The sequence below is a fragment of the Acetobacter sp. genome (assembly GCF_047723915.1).
Taxonomy (GTDB): Bacteria; Pseudomonadota; Alphaproteobacteria; order Acetobacterales; family Acetobacteraceae; genus Acetobacter.
The window spans coordinates 49,747-68,889 of the sequence record NZ_JBDOBQ010000009.1 but is presented as its reverse complement, the minus strand read 5'-3'; the positions used below and the strand labels follow the sequence as shown (position 1 = coordinate 68,889).

Sequence of the window (19,143 nt, the reverse complement as noted above, 5' to 3'; positions counted from 1 at the left end):
GTCTTTGTGGCGATACTGGCAAGTATCGGAATGGCGTGCGTGGTGTTCTGGAATGTCGTGGCACGGCCCGAATACGCGACCCTGACAATTATGGAGGGAATGGGCCCGCATCCCAAACTGCCCCAGCCCGATGCAACCCTTATGCCGACAGTCAACATTGCCCGCCCGGTCGGGTGGCAGGCCGGTCAGACACCGGTGGCAGCCCCCGGGCTGAGCGTTTCGGCCTTTTCGAATGAACTGGACCATCCGCGCTGGCTCTATCGTCTGCCCAATGGCGATATTCTGGTGGCCGAAAGCAATTCGCCCGGCACCGACGTGCCGACACTCAAGACGAAAATCGCAGGTCTTATCATGAGCCGTGCCGGAGCAGGCGTTCCAAGCCCGGACCGCATTGTTCTTTTAAGAGATGCGAATGGCGACGGAAAAGCGGAAACCCGCACGGTATTTCTTGAAAAACTGCATTCGCCATTCGGTATGGCCTTGATCGGGCATGACCTGTACGTCGCCAATGCCGATGCCATCATGCGTTTTCCCTATCATGACGGCGACATGCGCATTACGGAACCGGGGGTCAAGGTTGTGGATCTTCCTTCGGGGTATAATCACCACTGGACGAAGAACATCCTGCCCAGCCCGGATGGGCGGATGCTTTATGTTACCGTCGGGTCGAACAGTAATGTCGGCGAAAACGGCATGGCAGTGGAGGAAGGGCGCGCGCGGATCGACCGGCTGGATCTTGCAACGGGTACCCTGACCCCCTTTGCCACGGGACTGCGCAATCCCAATGGCATGGCGTGGGAACCGCAGACCGGTGCCCTGTGGGCCGTCGTGAACGAGCGGGATGAAATCGGCAGCGATCTCGTGCCCGACTACATAACCGCGGTGAAGGAAGGGGCATTTTATGGCTGGCCCTACAGCTATTATGGCCAGCATGTCGATGTGCGAGCCCAGCCGGCCCAGCCTGATCTTGTGGTCAAGGCGATTGCACCGGATTATGCGGTCGGCCCGCATACGGCGTCATTGGGAATTGCGTTTTCGCAGGGGGCTGACGCTCTGCCCGAAACATGGCGGCACGGCCTTTTCGTTGCGCAGCACGGCTCATGGAACCGCAGACCCAAGAGCGGTTACAAGGTGATTTACGTACCCTTCGAGAACGGGCAGCCCTCGGGCCTGCCGGTCGATGTGCTGACCGGTTTTCTCACCCCCGGTGAGGAGCATGTTTATGGGCGGCCTGTCGACGTGCTCCTGGCCAAGGATGGTGCGCTTCTGGTCACGGATGATGTCGGTAAAACCGTCTGGCGTGTCAGCAGCGCCGAGCAGCCCTGACGGTTACGGTACCGCCTGGCTGCAAGGCCCCGCACGCTTGCGCAGGACCCTGCACGCCATGCCGGGCGGGGTCTGTTTACCTGCCGGTTACCTGCCGGACTGGAGGCTGGTGGTTACCGCCTGCCTGGCCAGTTTGGCATCGGTTTCCCCTTCGCCACCGCTCAGGCCCAGCGCACCGAGCAGTTTGCCGTTCACCACGATAGGGTAGCCACCCCCGGCGGGCAGGGTGTCGGGCAGGGTGGCAATCATGTAGTTGCCGGCGTTCAGGGCGTGTTCCATGTCCGCCGTCGGGCGCTGGTAGTTTACCGCCGTCTTGGCCTTGAGCACCGCCAGCCTGGTGCTGCCAAGCTGTGTCTCATCCATTTTCTCGAACGCTACCAGATTGCCGCCCGCATCCACAATGGCAATGGCGACATGGGCATGAGCAGCATTGGCTGCCTGCCTGGCCTGTTCAATGAAGGCGAGAGAGGTTTTCAGGTCCATGGCCTGGACATCCGCCGCCTGTGCCGGCCGGGCCAGACCGAGTGCTGCCATCATGGCGCAGGTGGCGGCTGCCAGCATTGTGCCGCGTAATGTCACGCTGCGTGACGGCGTGGCGTGGCCGGCAGGGCCTGAAAAGCTGCGGGTAAGAAAAGTCATGATAAATCCACCATTGTTACATGAAGGTCATGGCTGCGGGCACGCCCGGCAAGGCGGTCCGCACCCATGGGCAGCCGGTCAGAAATTCGTTGTGAACTGGCCACCGAGAACGGCAATGTCCTTGAAGGTCGTTGTAGCCCCGGGATGTTGCAGAAACTGGAAATCGGCCTGGAGGTTTGTGGCCGGAGCCAGGTTGAAGCTGTAGAACGCTTCGTACATGTTCTCCCACCGTTGAACGCCATAAACCGGCCCCCACTGGTTGGACAGGAACGGCATGCCAAGTGCCGCAGAAGATTCCTGCTGCAGTTGCACGGTGTGGCTCATATCGACATGCTGGAACAGAATGCCCGCTGAATCATTGGGGCGCTGCCAGGGGGTGCCGCTGTCCACGAACCCGACCCATTCACGGTCACGCATGGCAACCTCGTTCCCCTGTGCATAGCCCGCGCCGCCTTCGATAATCAGGCCGTTCATCAGCCCCGGGCCGTTGCGCACCAGCATCTGGTTGAACATGACCCACGCGACGCTCATGCCTGCTTCATAACGGCGGGGCAGGCCGGTTGCCTGGAACGAATTGCCGTTGATGTCTTCATACAGGTTGGGGTAGCGCGAATTGTCGTACCAATAGCCGATCTTGTAGTTGCCGCGCAGCTTGTCCTTGCCGAATTCGGGCATCCAGCCGATTTCGACCTGCGAGGAAAACTTGCCGAGCCCGTCCTGTGCCCAAGCCCAGCCAGAAATGCCACCATTATAGGCATGCGGGCTGACGGCAAAAATACCACCCATGATATAGGTCTGCTCTGTCGGGCGTACACGGAGCACCCCGCCCAGATTGCCCGAAGGCCAGTCACGCCCGCCCGGATTGTACTTGCCCGGTGCGAAGTTGCTGCAGACCGATACGTTCATAAAAAAACATGCGGTGTAATCATACGCGAAAAAGCTGCCCGTCGGGATATACCCCAGGGACAGGATAATGCGTTTGTTCAGGAACGCCTTGTCCATGTAAAGTTCGACAAGATGGGCAACCACGTTGCCGCGCGCGCCATAGATCTGCTCGGGGTTGGTGATGGAATCACCCAGCGTGTAGCTGAAACTGCGCCCGTGGCCGTTGATGACCAGCATATGCGTCCATACACCGTCCAGCCCGGCAAGGCGCTGCCAGTCGATGTCCAGTTCGCCCGCGACCTGTCCTGCCAGCACGTTGGCCCGCGTTCTGCCACCGGTGACGTTGCCCATGAATTCTTCATTGAGGGAAAAATTCAGGAAAATTCCGTGCTTGAGGAGCCATGGCTGCATGCCATGCCAGTCTCCGAACAGATGGGGGCCACCTGCCAGCGTCGGGATGATGGGACCGACGTTGAATTCGCCGATATTATCCATCGGATACGCTGTGGGTACATATGCGGGGGCAGGGGGCGTGCTCTTGATATCAAGAGTGTCCTTGGTCGGAGAGGTCTGGGCAGACGAGGCATGGATGTGGAAAAAGCATACCAGACCGTAAATGAGAGTGGACCATATGGCACTTTTCAAGAAATAACGTGAATGGTTCCGGATGTTGTGTCGAGCCATTGGAGTCCTGTAGAAAACCGCTAAGTTCTGTGATCTGAATTTACTGGTACGATTAAGTGCCAAAAGGCAGGTCAGTGAAGCCTGTTTACCTGTGCACGCGCGCAAATGCCTGCATGATGTGTTTCAATATCCCTGAATACCTTGCTGCTGTGGTACCATGCCGTCAGCGGCCCGGACGGTGTACGGACTTCGTGGGCAAAGTCTCTGATCATGGCAAGGCACCTGTTACAGAAAAATAATCATCGAAAATGCAACGTATCGATTCTGTCATGCGTTCCCCAGTCGAATAATGTGTTAACGATTATAATATCCAGTTAAAAATTATTTTAGAAGTTTTTATATGCGCTAAAACCAAAATAAAATACAACGATCACGTTTCGTTATATTGGTTATAGATTTGGCAAATCAAGAATTATACTGAATTGACATGACTACTGCGGCGACATTTGATCTGTAAATACCTTGTTAATTAACATTAATGCAATTTTTTTTAGTCGGAAGTTTTGGTAATCGTATATTTGAATGAAATATTCAACGCCAAACGCATTTGTTATGACAGTTTAATACATAAAATTTATGAATTGAAGCGGCTTTCTCGTAATTTATCAAAAAAAAGTTACAAATCCATCCAGATGTCTGCGGCTATGGTGCCCCGACTTCGCACGATCCGACGGTGGCGCTGAATTTGGATAATTTTTCTAAAGTTTCCTGTTTTGTGAACAGGCTTTGCGTATTTCGGTATCGTAACGACTAATATCTGACAAGTTCGGGAATGAGATGGAAAACACTGAAGGACGGAGGGTGCTGCATCCTGGCAGCCGCGGAGTGTCTCGTCGCAGCCTGCTGATGGTGTCTGGCGCTGTGGGTTTCGGGATGGTTGCGGCGTCTTTCCGGCCTGCCGTGGCCCAGGCCGCTGCGGGGGCGGTGGACGAGCAGACATCCCGCTTCCTGGCGTTTTCACGCTTCGCCACGGGGCACGCCAATCTGGACCCGCTTGTCGGGCGTGGCCTGCTGGCGGCGTTACAGGCGCAGAATGCCGGGTTTGCAGCGCAGTTGGCAGCTCTGGCCAAGACGGTGGCCGACACCGCCCCCGCCGATGTGGAGGCGCTGGAACTCGCCCTGCGCGGCACTCCGCTGCATGACACGCTGCTGCTGATCGTGCGGGGGTGGTATTCGGGCGTGATCGAGGACGGCACGCAGGCCAGGGTTTACGCATTTGAGAACGCGCTGATGTACCAGCCCGCCCGCGACGTAGTGGTTATCCCGACCTACGCGCATAACGGCCCGAATTACTGGGTCGCCGAACCTGCTCCCGTCGAGCAGATGCCAAACTTCTAAACTGGGCCGAACCATGAAAAAATCTGTCTCGAAAGCCGGGGTGTCTCTTCGGCGTTTCCTGCTGGCGGCCCCCTTGGCGGCGCTGTTGGGCCCGCTCTGCCCGTCTTTCGGCCATGCCGAAACCCCCATGAGCAGGGGCCATTACCTTGCAATCGCCTCGGACTGCGCGGCATGTCATACCAACGGGCGCGACGGTGCCTATATGGCGGGCGGCTACGCCATTCAGTCCCCCATGGGGGCGATCTATTCCACCAACATCACGCCTTCCAAACAGTATGGTATCGGCAATTATTCGCTCGCACAGTTCGAACAGGCGGTGCGGCATGGTGTCCGTGGTGACGGCGCGCAGCTTTACCCCGCCATGCCTTATGGGTCGTTCAGCCTGCTGACGGATGCCGACATCGCGGCCCTGTATGATTATTTCATGCATGAAGTGCCGGCACTCGACCAGCCTGCCCCCAGGACCAGCCTGCCTTTTCCGTTCTCGGTCCGTGCAAGCCTGTGGGGCTGGAAACTGGCGAACGGCATTGTTCAGGCACCTTACGTGTCCGACCCCAGGCATGACGCCCAATGGAACCGGGGCAAATACCTGACCGACGGCCCGGCCCATTGCGGGGAATGCCACACGCCCAGAAACCTGCTGCTAGCCCCCAAGGCGTCCGCCTATCTGGCAGGGGCGGATATCGGGTCGTGGAGAGCGCCCAACATCACCAGCGACCCGGTAGCGGGGATCGGGGCCTGGTCCGCGCAGGACCTGCAGGACTACCTGCTGACCGGCAAGACCGCTCACGCACGCGCCGCAGGCCCCATGGCCGAGGCGGTCGAGCACAGCTTTCAGTATCTGTCACCAGCCGATATGGCGGCGATTGTCGCGTATCTGAAAACCGTGCCGCCCATTGCCGAACCCGGTGTGACACGGCCCAATTTCAGCCATGGCGGAGCGCCTGAGCCGTTCGATTACGGTGCCGCCAATGCCCGTCGTGGCCAGAGCCTTCTGGCCAGCGACGCCGCGGGCAATGTGCTGTATGAGGCCGTGTGCGCAAGCTGCCACCATTCTGACGGCAGGGGCACGGCGGATGGCTATTATCCGTCCCTGGTCGGCAATACGACCACGGGGCAGCGTAACCCGAACGATCTGGTCGCCAGTATTCTGTTCGGGGTCGACCGCAGCGTGAACGGCCACCGCGTGCTTATGCCCGGTTTTGACGGAAATTCACTGGTCCAGCAGCTCGATGACCGGCAGATCGCCTCCATCGCCAATTATGTTCTGACCCATTTCGGTAACGCTCAGGCGTCGGTAACGCCCGAGGCCGTGGCCATGGTCCGGGCGGGCAGTTCGCAGGTTCCCATTGCCAGGCTGGCCGACCCCAGGGTGCTGGCGGGGCTTGTCCTTGCAGGGCTGGTAGTGCTGGGCGCTCTCGTTCTGGCGCTGCGTTACGCCATCAAATCCAGACGTCAAGCCCGGTAACAGGAGAAAATTAGTCATGGCACAAGATACGCAGACGGCGGATGTCGTTATCGTTGGCGCTGGTATTTGCGGGTCAATGCTGGCGCACAAGCTGGCACGCAATGGTCTGTCGGTGCTTCTGCTGGACGCGGGGCCGCATCGCGACCGCGACCAGATCGTGGAAAACTGGCGCAACATGCCGCCGCACAATAAATCCGAATATGATTACGCCACGCCCTATCCGTCCGTTCCGTGGGCGCCGCATACGAACTATTTCCCCGATAACGGGTATCTGATCGTCAAGGGGCCAGATGCCAGCGCCTACCGGCAGGGTATTATCAAGGGGGTTGGCGGCACAACCTGGCATTGGGCCGGGTCAAGCTGGCGTTACCTGCCCAACGACTTCCGCCTGAAATCGACCTATGGCGTCGGGCGGGACTACGCCCTGAGCTACGACGAGATCGAACCGTATTATTATGCGGCTGAACTTGAAATGGGCGTAAAAGGTCCGAACGGGCAGGAGATTGTACCTTCCGCCCCCCGCAAAAATCCCTGGCCCATGGATTCCATGCCGTTCGGCCCGGGTGACCGGCTGTTTACCGATATCGTCAAGCCCATGGGCTATGACAACACGCCCGTGCCCCAGGCGCGCAACAGCCGCCCCTATGATGGCCGCCCGCAATGTGTGGGCAATAACAACTGCATGCCGATCTGCCCGATCGGGGCGATGTATCACGGCGTGTACGGGGCGTGGAAAGCCGAACGTCATGGTGCGAAAATTATTGCCAATGCCGTTGTCTATTCGATCGAGACCGACGGCAAAAACAACATCGTCGCCATGAACTATTACGATCCGGACAAAGGGTCGCACCGTGTTGTCGCCAGAACGTTCGTGATCGCGGCCAACGGGATCGAAACGCCCAAGCTGCTGCTGCTGGCCGCCAATGAGCGCAACCCCAACGGTATTGCCAATTCGTCGGACCAGGTGGGGCGCAACATGATGGACCACCCCGGTATCGGCATGAGTTTCCAGTCGGCCGAACCTGTATGGGCTGGCGGAGGTTCGGTGCAGATGAGTTCCATCACCAATTTCCGTGATGGCGATTTCCGGTCGGAATATGCGGCAATCCAGATCGGTTACAACAATACCGCCCAAAATTCCCGCGCAGGGATGAAAGCCCTGTCCATGGGGCTGGTTGGCAGAAAACTGGATGAGGAAATCCGCCGTCGTACGGCCCATGGGGTGGATATCTACGCCAACCATGAAGTGCTGCCCAACCCCGACAACCGTCTTGTACTGTCCAGGGAGCACAAGGACGCGCTGGGTATTCCCCACCCCGAAGTCACGTATGATGTGGGCGAATATGTGCGTAAATCGGCGGTACTGTCACGCCAGCACCTGATGAAGATCGCCCACGCCATGGGCGGGACAGAAATTGAAATGTCGCCCTTTTTCACGCCTAACAACCACATTACGGGCGGGGCCATGATGGGGCATGACCCCAAGGATTCCGTGGTCGATAGCTGGTTGAGAACGCATGACCATCCCAACCTGTTCCTGGCCACGGGGGCGGCCATGGCGGCGTCAGGAACAGTGAACTCCACGCTGACAATGGCTGCACTGTCGCTCCGCGCGGGGGATGCCATTCTGAACGATCACAAACACGGCTGATATTTGTCCATGGGGTTCTGAAAAATCCAGTCTATTTCGGGACCTTGGCGATACCTGCAAGCGCGGATGGCGCGACCCTGGAAAGGGCCGCGCCATCGCTGTTTGAAGTCACGTCCGGTTGCGGATGTCAGCCCAGGGTTGGCATGACAAATTCCGCTCCCTGGCGAATACCCTGGGGCCAGCGCGTGGTCACGGCCTTGAGGCGTGTATAGAACCGTACCCCCTCGGGCCCGTGCATATGGTGGTCTCCGAACAGGGAATCTTTCCATCCGCCAAAGGAGTGGAATGCCATAGGCACGGGAATAGGCACATTCACGCCCACCATGCCGGCTTTCACACTGTGGGTGAATGTGCGTGCGGTGTCGCCATCGCGGGTGAAAATGGCGGCGCCGTTGCCATAGGGGCTGTCATTGACCAGCCTGAGTGCGGTTTCGAAATCAGGAGCACGCATTACGGCCAGGACGGGGCCGAAAATTTCTTCCCGGTAGATCTGCATGTCCGCCGTCACGGCATCGAACAGTGACCCGCCGATAAAAAATCCCTTCTCGTGTCCTGCAACATTCAGGTTGCGTCCGTCCACCACCAGTGTCGCCCCCTGCTGCTCGCCCGAGGTGACAAGATCACGCACACGGGCCAGATGCTGGGCTGTAACAAGGGGGCCCATCTCGTTGCTGTCATCCGTGCCATTGCCGATCCGCAGCGTGCGTACCCGTTCCGCCAGCGCCTTGATCAGCGGATCGGCAACGGGGCCGACCGCGACCGCGACGGAAATGGCCATGCAGCGCTCCCCGGCTGAACCGTAGGCCGCGCCCAGCAGCGCATCCACGGTTTTTTCCAGGTCGCAGTCGGGCATGACAATAGCGTGGTTCTTCGCGCCGCCCAGGGCCTGCACACGTTTGCCGTGGGCTGTGCCAGTCGCGTAGACATGCTTTGCAATGGGGGTGGAGCCTACGAAACTGACCGCCTGGATGGCGGGATGTTCGAGAATGGCGTTCACCATATCCTTGTCGCCCTGCACAACCTGGAACACACCATCGGGCAGCCCGGCTTCCCTGAAGATATCCGCCAGTATGACGGATGCCGAAGGGTCGCGTTCAGAGGGTTTGAGAATGAAGCAGTTGCCTGTGGCAATAGCCATGGGCGCCATCCAGAGCGGCACCATGACCGGGAAATTGAACGGCGTTATGCCCGCGACAATGCCCAGTGGCTGGCGCACGGTATAGGCGTCGATCCCGCGGCTGACCTGTTCGGTATAATCGCCTTTGAGAATTTCCGGCGCGGCGGTGGCAAATTCCACGACTTCCAGCCCACGGGTGATTTCGCCCCTGGCGTCTGAATGGATTTTGCCGTGTTCGGCCGTAATGGCCGCCGCCAGTTCATCGGCCCGGGTTTCCAGCAGGTCCCGCACCCGAAAGAGAATGCGCGCGCGGGTCAGTGCCGGGGTGCTGGCCCAGCTTGCGGACACCTTCTGTGCGGCGGCAATGGCGGCGTCAAGGTCAGCCTGCGTGCCAAGTGCGACCTGCGCGGTCACAGCGCCCGTCGCGGGGTTGAACACATCTGAGCGGCGTGTGCCCACCCCCTGTGTGTGCGAGCCGCCAATAACGTGGGGAATGATGGTCATGTGTGCGATCCTCGAATGACAGGAAATGATTGAATACTTGCGGGGCTCAGGCGGCCTGGTCGGGTTCGGGCATGAGCGGAGTATGTGACAGGGACGAGGCCTGGCGTTTTTCGTCGTGTCCGGCGGGCAGTGTCTCGGGCACGCATATCAGTGTGACGACAAAACCCACGGCGCACACCAGAACAGGGTAAAGCAGGCCTGAAAGAACATTGCCGGTCCGGCTGACCAAGCTGAGGCTGATAAGGGGCAGAAAACCGCCGAAAATGCCGTTGCCGATATGGTAGGGGATGGAAATGGAGGTATAGCGGACATGGGCCGGAAAGCTCTCGACAATGAACGCGCCGTAAGGTCCGTAAATAAGGGCGGCAATGACGACCAGAGCAAAAACCGTTAAAATGACGGGCAGGAACGTAATCCCGTCAGGGTGAACGGCGGAGCGCAGCAGCATGAACAGCGGCAGGTAAAGCACCACGGCAGCCGCCATACCAAGGAGCGAGAGACGCTTGCGGCCGATCCGGTCTGACAGGGCGCCGAAAATGACAAAAAACGGCAGGCCCAGAAAAGCACCGGCAGCGACTGCCAGTGTCGCGGGCAGAAAGGCGACCTTGAGCACGCTTTGCAGAAAATACAGGGCGTAGAACTGCGCCGTATAGAACGTCACAGCCTGTGCGCAGGCGACCCCGAACAGGAAGGTAACGATCCGGCGGGCATTGCCCGGTATGGCGAAGGTGTCCCGTATGGGCGAGGCCGAAAGCTGGCGGTTCTGCTGCATTTCGACAAAAACCGGCGATTCATGCAGCCGCAGGCGGATACGGAACGACACGGCGACAAGCACGATCGAAATCAGGAAAGGCAGGCGCCATCCCCAATCCCCGAACGCGGTCTCGCCCAATGAAAGACGCAGCCCGATAACCATGCCCAGCGACAGGATAAACCCGCCAGATGCCATGGCCTGGATATAGCTGGCCCATTTGCCCCGTTCATGCGGTGGGGAATGTTCGGTGACATAGGTTGCCGCCCCGCCATATTCGCCCCCCAGCGCCAGCCCCTGGATGATACGCAGCGATACCAGAAGCACCGGAGCCGTGTAACCGGCAGTGGCAAAGGTTGGCAGAATGCCGATTGCGGCGGTGGAACACCCCATGATCAGCAATGTGGACAGGAACGTCACCTTGCGGCCGAACCTGTCTCCCAGGTGGCCGAAAATAAGGCTGCCCAGAGGGCGCACGGCAAAGCCGGTTGCAAAGGTCGCGACACTGATCAGGGTTGCGGCAACACCTTCCCCCGGGGGGTAGAACAGCTTGGCGAAAAAAATGGCAAGACTGCCGTAAAGGAAAAAGTCGTACCATTCGATAACGGTGCCGACGCTGGAGGCGAAAACAAGACCGTGCATGGAGCGGGTCTGTGCTGGTGCGGTAGCCATGGTCGTACCCTCCCTTCCATTCAGGCCCAGACACGGCAGTAGAGTTCGACGATCTCTGATGCCGTCGGCACGCGGGGGTTGTTGGCGGGGGAGCCGGAGGCAAGAGCCTGTTCGGCCATAAGCGGCAGCAGGTTGTCCCAGCGTTTGGCATCCAGCCCGAACCCCTTGGGGCTGGGCACGCCAATTTCGGCGTTGCGTTCGCGCAGGGCTTTGACAAGGGCTGTGCCCGCTGCATCGTCAGACAGGTTTTCGTCCGCAATCCCCATGGCGCGGGCGCATTCGGCGTAGCGTGCAGGACTGCCCGATAGCGACCATGCCGTGATTTCCGGCAGTAGCATGGCGTTGGACAGACCGTGCGGCACATGAAAATGTGCGCCGATCGGGCGGCTCATACCATGAACGAGTGCGACAGACGCGTTGGAGAACGCCATGCCGGCCTCGAACGCCCCCTGCATGACAGCGGCGCGGGCAGCGTGGTTGCCTGGGTCGGAACAGGCGGTAGGTAAAAAAGCCCAGATCCGTTTCATGGCGGTCAGGGCCAGGGCATCCGTAAACGGACTGGCCCGGCGGGACACATAGGCCTCAAGCGCGTGGGTCAGCGCATCGGTCCCGGTATCGGCGGTCAGGCGGCGTGGCATGGAAAGGGTGAGTTCGTAATCGACAATGGCAATGCGTGGCTGGTAGGCGACCCCCATGCACAGCATTTTCTCATCCGTCGTCTCGTCGGTGATAACGGTCACGCGCGTCGCTTCCGAGCCCGTGCCTGCGGTGGTGGGTATGGCAATGACCGGCAGCCCCGGTGCATCCTGCACATGGGGGACTTTCAGGGCCGCGGGGGTCGTGTCATGTACGGCCAGAACCGCGACCATTTTTGCCGTATCGATCGGGCTGCCGCCACCAAGGCCGATAACACAATCGTGTTTGCCTTCACGCAGGGCGGTCAGGGCCATATTTACGCACGCCACCGTGGGGTCGGGCACGGTGCCGGTAAAGGCGCGCAGTTCGACACCGCTTTCGCGCAGGATCACCCTGACGCGTTCCAGTGTGCCGGATGCCGCCATGAACGGGTCGGTAATCAGGAACGGGCGGGACAGGCCTGCCTGGCGGAGAGCTGTCGGCAGTTCGTTCAGGGCGCCGCCGCCAAGGCGTACAAAAGGCGGGAGAACTAGGGCAGTCATGTGAGCATCCCCTTTTTCGGTTCCGGCTCAGAGGCGACTTCGCGGGCGTTAAAGCCGCGCGCCGCTTCTTGGTTGTTGACGTTTCGGCGTTAGCGCGACGCACCCCAAGCGAAAATTAGGATTTTTCGCCCATGCTATGTGCAAATATGCACAGAGAAGGCGGCTCTCCGTTGGGGCGAAAAGGATGTGCAGATGACAAGGCGGGGGCTGGACTGGCGGGACCTGCAGTATTTTCTGGCGGTTGCGCGCGGTGGATCTCTGTCAGTGGCGGCCCGTGCGCTCAGTGTCGACCACGCGACGGTGGGGCGGCATATCCAGTCGCTGGAGGATGCGACGGGCACCACCCTGTTCGAACGGCACCTGCGGGGCTACGCTCTTACACGACAAGGTGAACGCCTGCTGGCCCGGGTCGAAGCCATGGAGCATGAGGCCCGAGAGGTTGAAGCCGGGGGAGAGGGCGGGCTGTCCGGCACGGTGCGAATCAGCGCGCTGGAAGGTTTTGCCAATTTTTTTCTGGCTCCCCGGATCGGAGCGCTTCTGGCGACCAACCCGGCCCTGACGGTCGAGATGGTGACAATCCAGCAGATCGTATCGCTGTCACGCAGGCAGGCGGATATTGCCGTGACCCTGACCCTGCCGAGCGGAAACCGCTTCGTGGCTGAAAAGCTCACGGATTACCGGCTGTTCATATATGCCAGCGCGGATTATCTGGCCCGGCATAAGCCCGTTCGCAGCCCGGCTGATCTGTCGCACCACATGTTCGCGGGGTATGTGGACGAACTGCTGTTCACGCGTGGGCTCGATTATCTGGAAGGCTTGGGTATTGCCCCCCGCCTGGTCAGGATCCAGAATTCCAGCATTCAGGCGCAGATGGAGGCCGTGGCGGCAGGCCTCTGCCTTGCCGTGCTGCCGGCGTTTGTGGCGGCGTCAAGGCCCGGCCTTGTGCGTGTGCTGCCACTGAGCATGAACCTGACACGGACGTACTGGCTTATCACCCGCGCGGATGAAAGCCGCACGTCGCGTATCCGGCATCTGTCAGGCGTGCTGCGTCAGGAGGTGGAGCAGGCACAGGCCATGTTCCTGCCGCTGCCGGAGGCCGCGCTGCCACCCCGGCCCGATAAAGGGAGCCGGTAAGTGCCGACGGTGCAGCGCATGCCTTGACCGCGTGAGGGAGGGGGCATATCGCTCATGACCGGGCGGGAGAGCCGCCCGGTCATGCCATCTGGCATTTTGGCATGCGAAGGCATAAGCTCATCCCCGTTTTGAGGATTTTCTTTTGCATTCCTGGGCTTCGGTCCGGCTATGTGACATTATGAAGGCGCTATTGATATTCCAGCCATGGACGACTAGGCCATACGATGCTGTGGGCACCGGCATGGTCCCGCTGGTTTTTTCGTGGTCGGAATGCCGCCGAACTGGCAAGCCCGTTTTTGTTTTCGCTTTCCTGTCGACATAAAATAACAGTTTCGAGTCAAATACTTATGAAACGTAAGACACACGGGTGGGCGTGCCAGGTTTTGGTTTTCTCCGTGCTTGCTGCACTCTGTATGGGATCTGCCGGTCGGGTGCTGGCTGCGGACTCGCCTTCCATCCACCGCGATGCGAACGGCGACCTGACGCTTGATCCCTCATCCCCGATCCTGTCACGCCTGAAGGTAGAGGCCGTGGTGGCCCAGGCGCGTCCGCAGGCCATTGATGCGCCGGGGCAGGTCATGGCCGAGCCGTCGCGTAGTATCAACCTGCTTACCCCCCTTATGGGGCGCGTCGTACGGGTGGATGTCGCGGCGGGCGACGTGGTCAGGCGCGGGCAGTTGCTGGCCTTGATCGCATCGGGCGATATGGCGCAGGCCTGCACTGATGAAGAAAAAGCCCGTGCCGCCCTCGTGCTGGCTGAAAAGCAGTTCAAACGCGGTCAGAGCGTTGTGGGCGTAGGCGGGGCCGCGGTCAAGGATCTTGAAAGTTCACGTGCGGCTTACGAACAGGCTCAGGCTGAATACCAGCGAACCACTGAACGTCTTGCCGCACTGGGGCAGGATGAAAACGTCCCCGCCGGGCAGCAGAACGGGTGCTTCATACCGCTCGTCGCCCCGATCGACGGTGTGATCGGCACTGTCGCGACCGCGGTGGGCACCAATGTGACCGATCCTACAGCGGTTCTGATGACACTGGTGGATACCAGCCGAGTCTGGATTGTGGGCAATATCGCGGAAGACCAGAGCCCGCTCATGCATGCCGGCATGGAAGCGAATGCGACCCTGCCAGCCCTGCCGGATGTTGTGCTGGGTGGACTGCTGGGCGGCCTGCCGCCTGACGTGCAGCCCGACACGCGCCGTCTGGCTGTGCATTTCGACGTTGCGAACCCCAACGGCCTCCTGCGTCCGGGCATGTATGCGCATGTGACCGTCGCGGTGGCCCGCCCGCCCGAGATCATGGTGCCCCAGACGGCGCTGATTATGAATAATGACACCACGACCGTGTTCGTGGAAGTAAAGCCCAACGTCTTCCGGCGGCGTGTGGTGGTTATTGTTTACGACGACGGCGCAGACAGCCGCGTTCTCGACGGTCTTTCCACCGGTGAACGTGTCGTGACTCAGGGTGCGGTGCTCCTGAACGATGATTAACCGGGTCATAGGCTTTTGCCTGCGCAACAGGCGTATTGTGTTCACGGCCATGGCCATGCTCGCCTGCTTTGGCGCGCTGGCATGGCGCGAAATTTCGGTCGAGGCCTATCCAGATCTGGGAGCGGTCAGTGTTGTCGTGACCACGCAGGTCTCGGGCCTTGCGGCTGAAGAGGTCGAGCAGCAGATCACGACCCCGCTCGAACGCCAGTTGGCCAGTGTTCCGGGCCTGATCGACAGTCGTTCGAGCAGTACTTTCGGGCTGTCGCTGATCACGCTCATTTTCAAGGATGGCACGGACGTTTATTTCGCGCGTGACCGCGTAACCCAGCAGATCAACCAGGTGACCAACCTGCCCGCCGGGGCCATACCGGTGCTGGGGCCCGTCACTGGCCCCGCGGGTGAGGTGTACCGTTACACATTGCAGTCGGACAAGCTGAACCTGATGCAGCTTTCCGATATCCAGAACTGGGTTATCATTCCCGCCCTGACACAGATATCGGGGGTGGTGTCGGTCAGCAATTTTGGCGGGTTCACCAAGGAATACCAGCTTCTGCTCGACCCGGACGCCCTCAATAAATACCGGATCGGCATCAACGACGTTCTGAACGCATTGCGTAACAACAACCTCAATGCAGGCGGTGACCGCGTTACACGCGGGGACCAGTCCTATATCGTGCGTGGGGTTGGCATGGTGCATACCCTGGCCGAAATGGGTGAGATCGGCGTGGCGCAGCATAATGGCCAGCCGGTGCGGATCCGTGATCTGGGGCAGATGCAGTTCGGGCATCAGGTGCGGCAGGGTATTCTGGGGCTGGATAAAAACGCTGACACGCTTGAAGGCATTGTCGTGATCCTGAACGGGCAGAACCCGTCTGAGGTGCTGGCGGCGCTGCACAAGCGTGTCGATGAACTACAAAGGCAGCTCGCGCCCCAGGCGGTACGGATCGTGCCGTATATCGATCGGGACAATCTGGTCCGCGCCACGACAGACAAAGTCGCCCATACCGTTCTGGAAGGTATGGGGCTGGTTTTTGTCGTGCTGGTGATATTTCTGGGCAGCCCGCGCAGCGCGATTGTCGCTGCCGTGACCATTCCATTGTCCCTGGCGACGCTCTTTGTCATCATGACGGCGCTGGGCATGCCCGCCAACCTGTTCTCGCTTGGGGCGGTGGATTTTGGTGTGATCGTGGATGGCGCGATTGTCGTCACCGAGGCGATCCTGCGCCTGCGTGAGGCTCACCCGGATGAAATCCTGACCGTGGGCGATATCCTTGAAGTCACGGAAACGATGGGCAAGGCGATTTTTTTCGCAACCCTCATCATTATCGTGGCGTACGGGCCGCTTTTTGCGTTTGAAGGCGCGGCGGGCAAGCTGTTCCGGCCCATGGCGTTTACCGTCAGCTTCGCGCTGCTGGGCGCGCTTTTATGCGCGATCACCCTTATTCCGTCCCTTGCGTTTCTGGCTTTGCGCAACCCGCACCGGCTGTATCACAACAAGCCGCTGGACTGGCTGCACAACGTCTATCACCGTGGGCTGGATTACAGTCTGGGTAAGCCCTGGCCGGCCTATGCTACCGGCATCGTGGCCTTTATTCTGGTCGGCTATCTGGGCAGCACGGCGGGGAAGGAATTTCTGCCCGACCTTGATGAAGGAGCGCTGTGGATCCAGGTCCAGCTTCCCTCGGGCCTGTCGCTTGAAAAGGCGAGTGACATGGCGGACGAGATCAGGGCCGCCATTCGCTCTTTCCCCGAGACCAGCTACGCGGTGACCCAGCTTGGCCGTAGCGATTCCGGTACGGACCCGTGGACCCCGTCGCATATCGAGGTGCCGGTCGGGCTCAAGCCATACAGCGAATGGGCTCACGGAGAAACAAAGCGCCAGTTTGTCAGAAAACTGCAGGCACGCCTGGACCAGATTCCGGGTATCAGCTTCGGTATCAGCCAGCCTATTGCCGATAACATGAACGATCTTGTCGGCGGCGCGCATTCCCCTCTGGTGCTGCGTGTTTATGGCGATGACCTGCGTGAATTGCGCCGGCTCGGCACGCAGATCGTGTCGGTTCTGCGCAAAGTGCCGGGGACTGCCGTAGCCTCGATTTTTCAGGAGCCGGAAATTCCTGAACTGGACGTTACGGTCGATCGTATGGCTGCCGCGCGCTATGGCTTCAGTGCGACAGATATCATGGCTGTGGTCCAGAACATGATCGGTGACGCGCCGGTGTCGTCCATTTATGTGGGCAACCGCGTTTATAACATGACGGTTCATATCCCGCGCGCCATCAACAGCAATCTTGATATCATCCGGCATTTTTCGCTTACGACGCCATCGGGCGGTCTGGTCCCCCTTGGTGCGGTTGCACATGTTACGCTGCGGACGGGGGAGGGCACGATCGCGCATGAGCGGAATAACCGCCAGCTCACGATCAGGCTCGATAACGGGCAACGGCCGCTTTCGCAGTATCTGGCCGACGCGCAGCAGAGTATTGCGGCCCAGGTTCACTACGATCCGGCTGTGTATCGTCTTGAATGGGCAGGCACGTTTGAGCAGGCCCAGCGAGCGGAATCGCGTCTTACCGTAGCGCTGGGTATCATGTTCGCCATCATGCTGGTGCTGCTCTTCTTCCAGTTCGGTGCCATGCGTCAGGCTGTTCTTGTGCTGGTTGTCGTGCCCATGGCGACGTTGGGCGGGTTGATCGCCCTGCATGTGCGGGGCGAGACCCTGAATATCGCGACGGCAGTAGGATTTATTGCGCTGTTCGGGGTCGCGATCCAGAACGGCATTATCATGGTTTCCAACTTCAACCGTCTGCGCGCGGAAGGCGAGCCCTTGCGCGCCGCTGTGCTCGACGGCGCAGGGCAGCGTTTCCGCCCGGTGCTGATGACCGCGACCGTGGCCAGTGTGGGTATGTTGCCCGCTGCCATGGCCACCGGCATTGGCACAGACGTGCAGCGTGGTCTGGCGACCGTGGTTGTTGGCGGGCTGGGTATTGCGACGCTGCTGACGCTGTTTATCCTGCCGACCTATTATTATGAAGTGGAAGCCCGGCGCGAAAAACGGCGCAGGGAAGCCGCAGAGGCCGCAAGCCGCTCGGAACCGTCCTCCAGCCTGTAGTATGTCAGCCGTACTGGCCTGTCCGGCGTCAAGTGCGGCTTGTTCTGTCTGATGCTGCCCAACGGTGTTTTAACGCGCCGTTGCGTCAGGACAATCCTCCGTCATCCATACACTCTGGCCCGGATGTCAGGCCTCGCCTTTAACCCGCTTCGCATGTCACGGGTGCGGGGCTTGAGTGAGTTTATCAGGTCCCGTTTTCCACCTGCATGACGTGCGGACAGGCGGTCCAGCGTGTTTGACCCTGTTTTCGGCTGACGTAAATGATCCATGATCGCAACGAGAGCATTGCTGTTGACGGAATTTTCGGATATTGTATCCAATATAGAGGGAAAGCGGAGAAGAGCTCATGAAGCATAAAGACAAGATCGTTCTGGTCACGGGTGCCGCGCAGGGCCTGGGCTTTGCATGCGCGAAGCGCTTCCATGAAGACGGTGCCAAGGTCGTGCTGGTTGATATCCAGGCTGATCTCGTCCGCGAGAAGGCGGAACTTCTGGGTGAGCGCGCGACATGGATGGTTGCTGATTTTTCTGAAATATCGCGCGAGATGGCGGAAAAGGTTATCGACAAGGCGGTCAGTCATTTTGGCGGGCTGGATATTCTCGTCAACAATGCCGGCATTATCCACATGCAGGAATTTGTCGACTTTTCGGAAGATGCTTTTGACCGCGTGCAGCGCGTTAATCTGAAGGCTCCGTTCCTGCTTGGACAGGCGGCGGCGAAAGTCATGATTGATCAGGCGCGCGGCGGGTCCATCATTAACATGTCGTCCATCAATGCGCTGCTGGCCATTCCCACGTCGGTTGCCTATGCGGTGTCCAAGGGTGGGCTCAAGCAGTTGACTGCTGTCATGGCTGTGGGGCTGATTCCGCATGGTATTCGTGTCAACGCCATTGGTCCGGGCACGATCCTGACCGAACTGGCCCAGGCGGTCATGGCCAATGACAGCCAGCGCAGGACCATCATGTCCCGTACGCCGGCCGGGCGTTGTGGCGAACCCTCCGAAATTGCAAGCGTTGCGTCGTTCCTGGCCAGTGATGATGCGTCTTATATCGTCGGTCAGACCATTTACCCTGACGGCGGCCGTCTTGTGTTGAACTATACGGTGCCGGTCGAGGACTGATACGCGCAGGCTGTCAGCCCCAGACCGGATGCGGCATGCGGGGTCGGAGCGTCGTAAGTATGGCTCCCGCCAGCTGG

Annotated in this window: 13 protein-coding genes; 8 read left to right on the top strand and 5 right to left on the bottom strand. The window is 59.7% G+C overall.

Annotated features, from left to right (window positions below; all coding sequences use genetic code 11):
* Positions 1 to 30: 30 nt before the first annotated feature.
* Positions 31 to 1,326: a PQQ-dependent sugar dehydrogenase gene (locus ABF990_RS07200; protein ID WP_415500992.1), complete on the top strand. Its 1,296-nt coding sequence runs from the start codon at positions 31 to 33 to the stop codon at positions 1,324 to 1,326.
* 87 nt (positions 1,327 to 1,413) lie between these two features.
* Here ABF990_RS07200 and ABF990_RS07195 read toward each other — a convergent pair whose 3' ends face one another.
* Both ABF990_RS07195 and ABF990_RS07190 read right to left on the bottom strand, forming a co-directional pair.
* Positions 1,414 to 1,965 (bottom strand): GlcG/HbpS family heme-binding protein, encoded by a 552-nt coding sequence (locus ABF990_RS07195; protein WP_415500990.1) that lies wholly within the window; start codon positions 1,963 to 1,965, stop codon positions 1,414 to 1,416.
* Positions 1,966 to 2,043: 78 nt separating this feature from the next.
* Positions 2,044 to 3,534: a carbohydrate porin gene (locus tag ABF990_RS07190; RefSeq protein WP_415500989.1), complete on the bottom strand. Its 1,491-nt coding sequence runs from the start codon at positions 3,532 to 3,534 to the stop codon at positions 2,044 to 2,046.
* 825 nt (positions 3,535 to 4,359) lie between these two features.
* On the opposite strand from ABF990_RS07190, the gene ABF990_RS07185 reads away from it, so the two are divergent.
* The 3 genes from ABF990_RS07185 to ABF990_RS07175 are packed head-to-tail and all read left to right on the top strand — an operon-like array spanning position 4,360 to position 7,991.
* Complete coding sequence (locus ABF990_RS07185; protein ID WP_415500389.1) at positions 4,360 to 4,872, top strand: sugar dehydrogenase complex small subunit; 513 nt, start codon at positions 4,360 to 4,362, stop codon at positions 4,870 to 4,872.
* Between the two features lie 13 nt (positions 4,873 to 4,885).
* Positions 4,886 to 6,340 carry a c-type cytochrome gene (locus tag ABF990_RS07180; RefSeq protein ID WP_415490400.1) on the top strand — a complete coding sequence of 485 codons (1,455 nt, stop codon included), beginning with the start codon at positions 4,886 to 4,888 and terminating at the stop codon, positions 6,338 to 6,340.
* A 16-nt stretch (positions 6,341 to 6,356) separates the two neighbouring features.
* Positions 6,357 to 7,991 carry a GMC family oxidoreductase gene (locus ABF990_RS07175; RefSeq protein WP_415490401.1) on the top strand — a complete coding sequence of 545 codons (1,635 nt, stop codon included), beginning with the start codon at positions 6,357 to 6,359 and terminating at the stop codon, positions 7,989 to 7,991.
* Between the two features lie 127 nt (positions 7,992 to 8,118).
* On the opposite strand, the gene ABF990_RS07170 is transcribed toward ABF990_RS07175, so the two are convergent.
* Genes ABF990_RS07170 through ABF990_RS07160 form a run of 3 tightly spaced genes read right to left on the bottom strand, consistent with a single transcriptional unit; the run spans position 8,119 to position 12,213 of the window.
* Positions 8,119 to 9,612, bottom strand: a complete 1,494-nt coding sequence (locus ABF990_RS07170) for a CoA-acylating methylmalonate-semialdehyde dehydrogenase (RefSeq protein ID WP_415500388.1) — start codon at positions 9,610 to 9,612, stop codon at positions 8,119 to 8,121.
* Positions 9,613 to 9,658: 46 nt separating this feature from the next.
* Positions 9,659 to 11,035 carry an MFS transporter gene (locus tag ABF990_RS07165; protein ID WP_415490403.1) on the bottom strand — a complete coding sequence of 459 codons (1,377 nt, stop codon included), beginning with the start codon at positions 11,033 to 11,035 and terminating at the stop codon, positions 9,659 to 9,661.
* A gap of 20 nt (positions 11,036 to 11,055) precedes the next feature.
* Entirely contained in the window at positions 11,056 to 12,213 is a 1,158-nt protein-coding gene (locus ABF990_RS07160; RefSeq protein WP_415490404.1) for an iron-containing alcohol dehydrogenase, read from the bottom strand.
* A gap of 192 nt (positions 12,214 to 12,405) precedes the next feature.
* Between ABF990_RS07160 and ABF990_RS07155 the strand changes: the two genes are divergently transcribed.
* The 4 genes from ABF990_RS07155 (at position 12,406) to ABF990_RS07140 (ending at position 19,066) form a co-directional block, all read left to right on the top strand.
* On the top strand, positions 12,406 to 13,347 hold the full coding sequence (locus ABF990_RS07155) for a LysR family transcriptional regulator (protein ID WP_415490405.1): 942 nt from the start codon (positions 12,406 to 12,408) through the stop codon (positions 13,345 to 13,347).
* A gap of 413 nt (positions 13,348 to 13,760) precedes the next feature.
* Entirely contained in the window at positions 13,761 to 14,834 is a 1,074-nt protein-coding gene (locus tag ABF990_RS07150; RefSeq protein WP_415490406.1) for an efflux RND transporter periplasmic adaptor subunit, read from the top strand.
* Positions 14,827 to 17,946, top strand: a complete 3,120-nt coding sequence (locus ABF990_RS07145) for an efflux RND transporter permease subunit (RefSeq protein ID WP_415500387.1) — start codon at positions 14,827 to 14,829, stop codon at positions 17,944 to 17,946. Before ABF990_RS07150 ends, ABF990_RS07145 begins: the two co-directional genes overlap by 8 nt.
* A 346-nt stretch (positions 17,947 to 18,292) precedes the next feature.
* Positions 18,293 to 19,066 (top strand): SDR family NAD(P)-dependent oxidoreductase, encoded by a 774-nt coding sequence (locus tag ABF990_RS07140; RefSeq protein WP_415490409.1) that lies wholly within the window; start codon positions 18,293 to 18,295, stop codon positions 19,064 to 19,066.
* Positions 19,067 to 19,143: the final 77 nt, after the last annotated feature.

Bases quoted from the DNA above. Each gene is read 5' to 3' on its own strand.
- ABF990_RS07200 (WP_415500992.1), top strand. From the start codon at position 31: ATGGCGTGCGTGGTGTTCTGGAATGTCGTGGCACGGCCCGAATACGCG.
- ABF990_RS07195 (WP_415500990.1), bottom strand. From the start codon at position 1,965: ATGACTTTTCTTACCCGCAGCTTTTCAGGCCCTGCCGGCCACGCCACG.
- ABF990_RS07190 (WP_415500989.1), bottom strand. From the start codon at position 3,534: ATGGCTCGACACAACATCCGGAACCATTCACGTTATTTCTTGAAAAGT.
- ABF990_RS07180 (WP_415490400.1), top strand. From the start codon at position 4,886: ATGAAAAAATCTGTCTCGAAAGCCGGGGTGTCTCTTCGGCGTTTCCTG.
- ABF990_RS07175 (WP_415490401.1), top strand. From the start codon at position 6,357: ATGGCACAAGATACGCAGACGGCGGATGTCGTTATCGTTGGCGCTGGT.
- ABF990_RS07170 (WP_415500388.1), bottom strand. From the start codon at position 9,612: ATGACCATCATTCCCCACGTTATTGGCGGCTCGCACACACAGGGGGTG.
- ABF990_RS07165 (WP_415490403.1), bottom strand. From the start codon at position 11,035: ATGGCTACCGCACCAGCACAGACCCGCTCCATGCACGGTCTTGTTTTC.
- ABF990_RS07160 (WP_415490404.1), bottom strand. From the start codon at position 12,213: ATGACTGCCCTAGTTCTCCCGCCTTTTGTACGCCTTGGCGGCGGCGCC.
- ABF990_RS07155 (WP_415490405.1), top strand. From the start codon at position 12,406: ATGACAAGGCGGGGGCTGGACTGGCGGGACCTGCAGTATTTTCTGGCG.
- ABF990_RS07150 (WP_415490406.1), top strand. From the start codon at position 13,761: ATGGGATCTGCCGGTCGGGTGCTGGCTGCGGACTCGCCTTCCATCCAC.
- ABF990_RS07145 (WP_415500387.1), top strand. From the start codon at position 14,827: ATGATTAACCGGGTCATAGGCTTTTGCCTGCGCAACAGGCGTATTGTG.
- ABF990_RS07140 (WP_415490409.1), top strand. From the start codon at position 18,293: ATGAAGCATAAAGACAAGATCGTTCTGGTCACGGGTGCCGCGCAGGGC.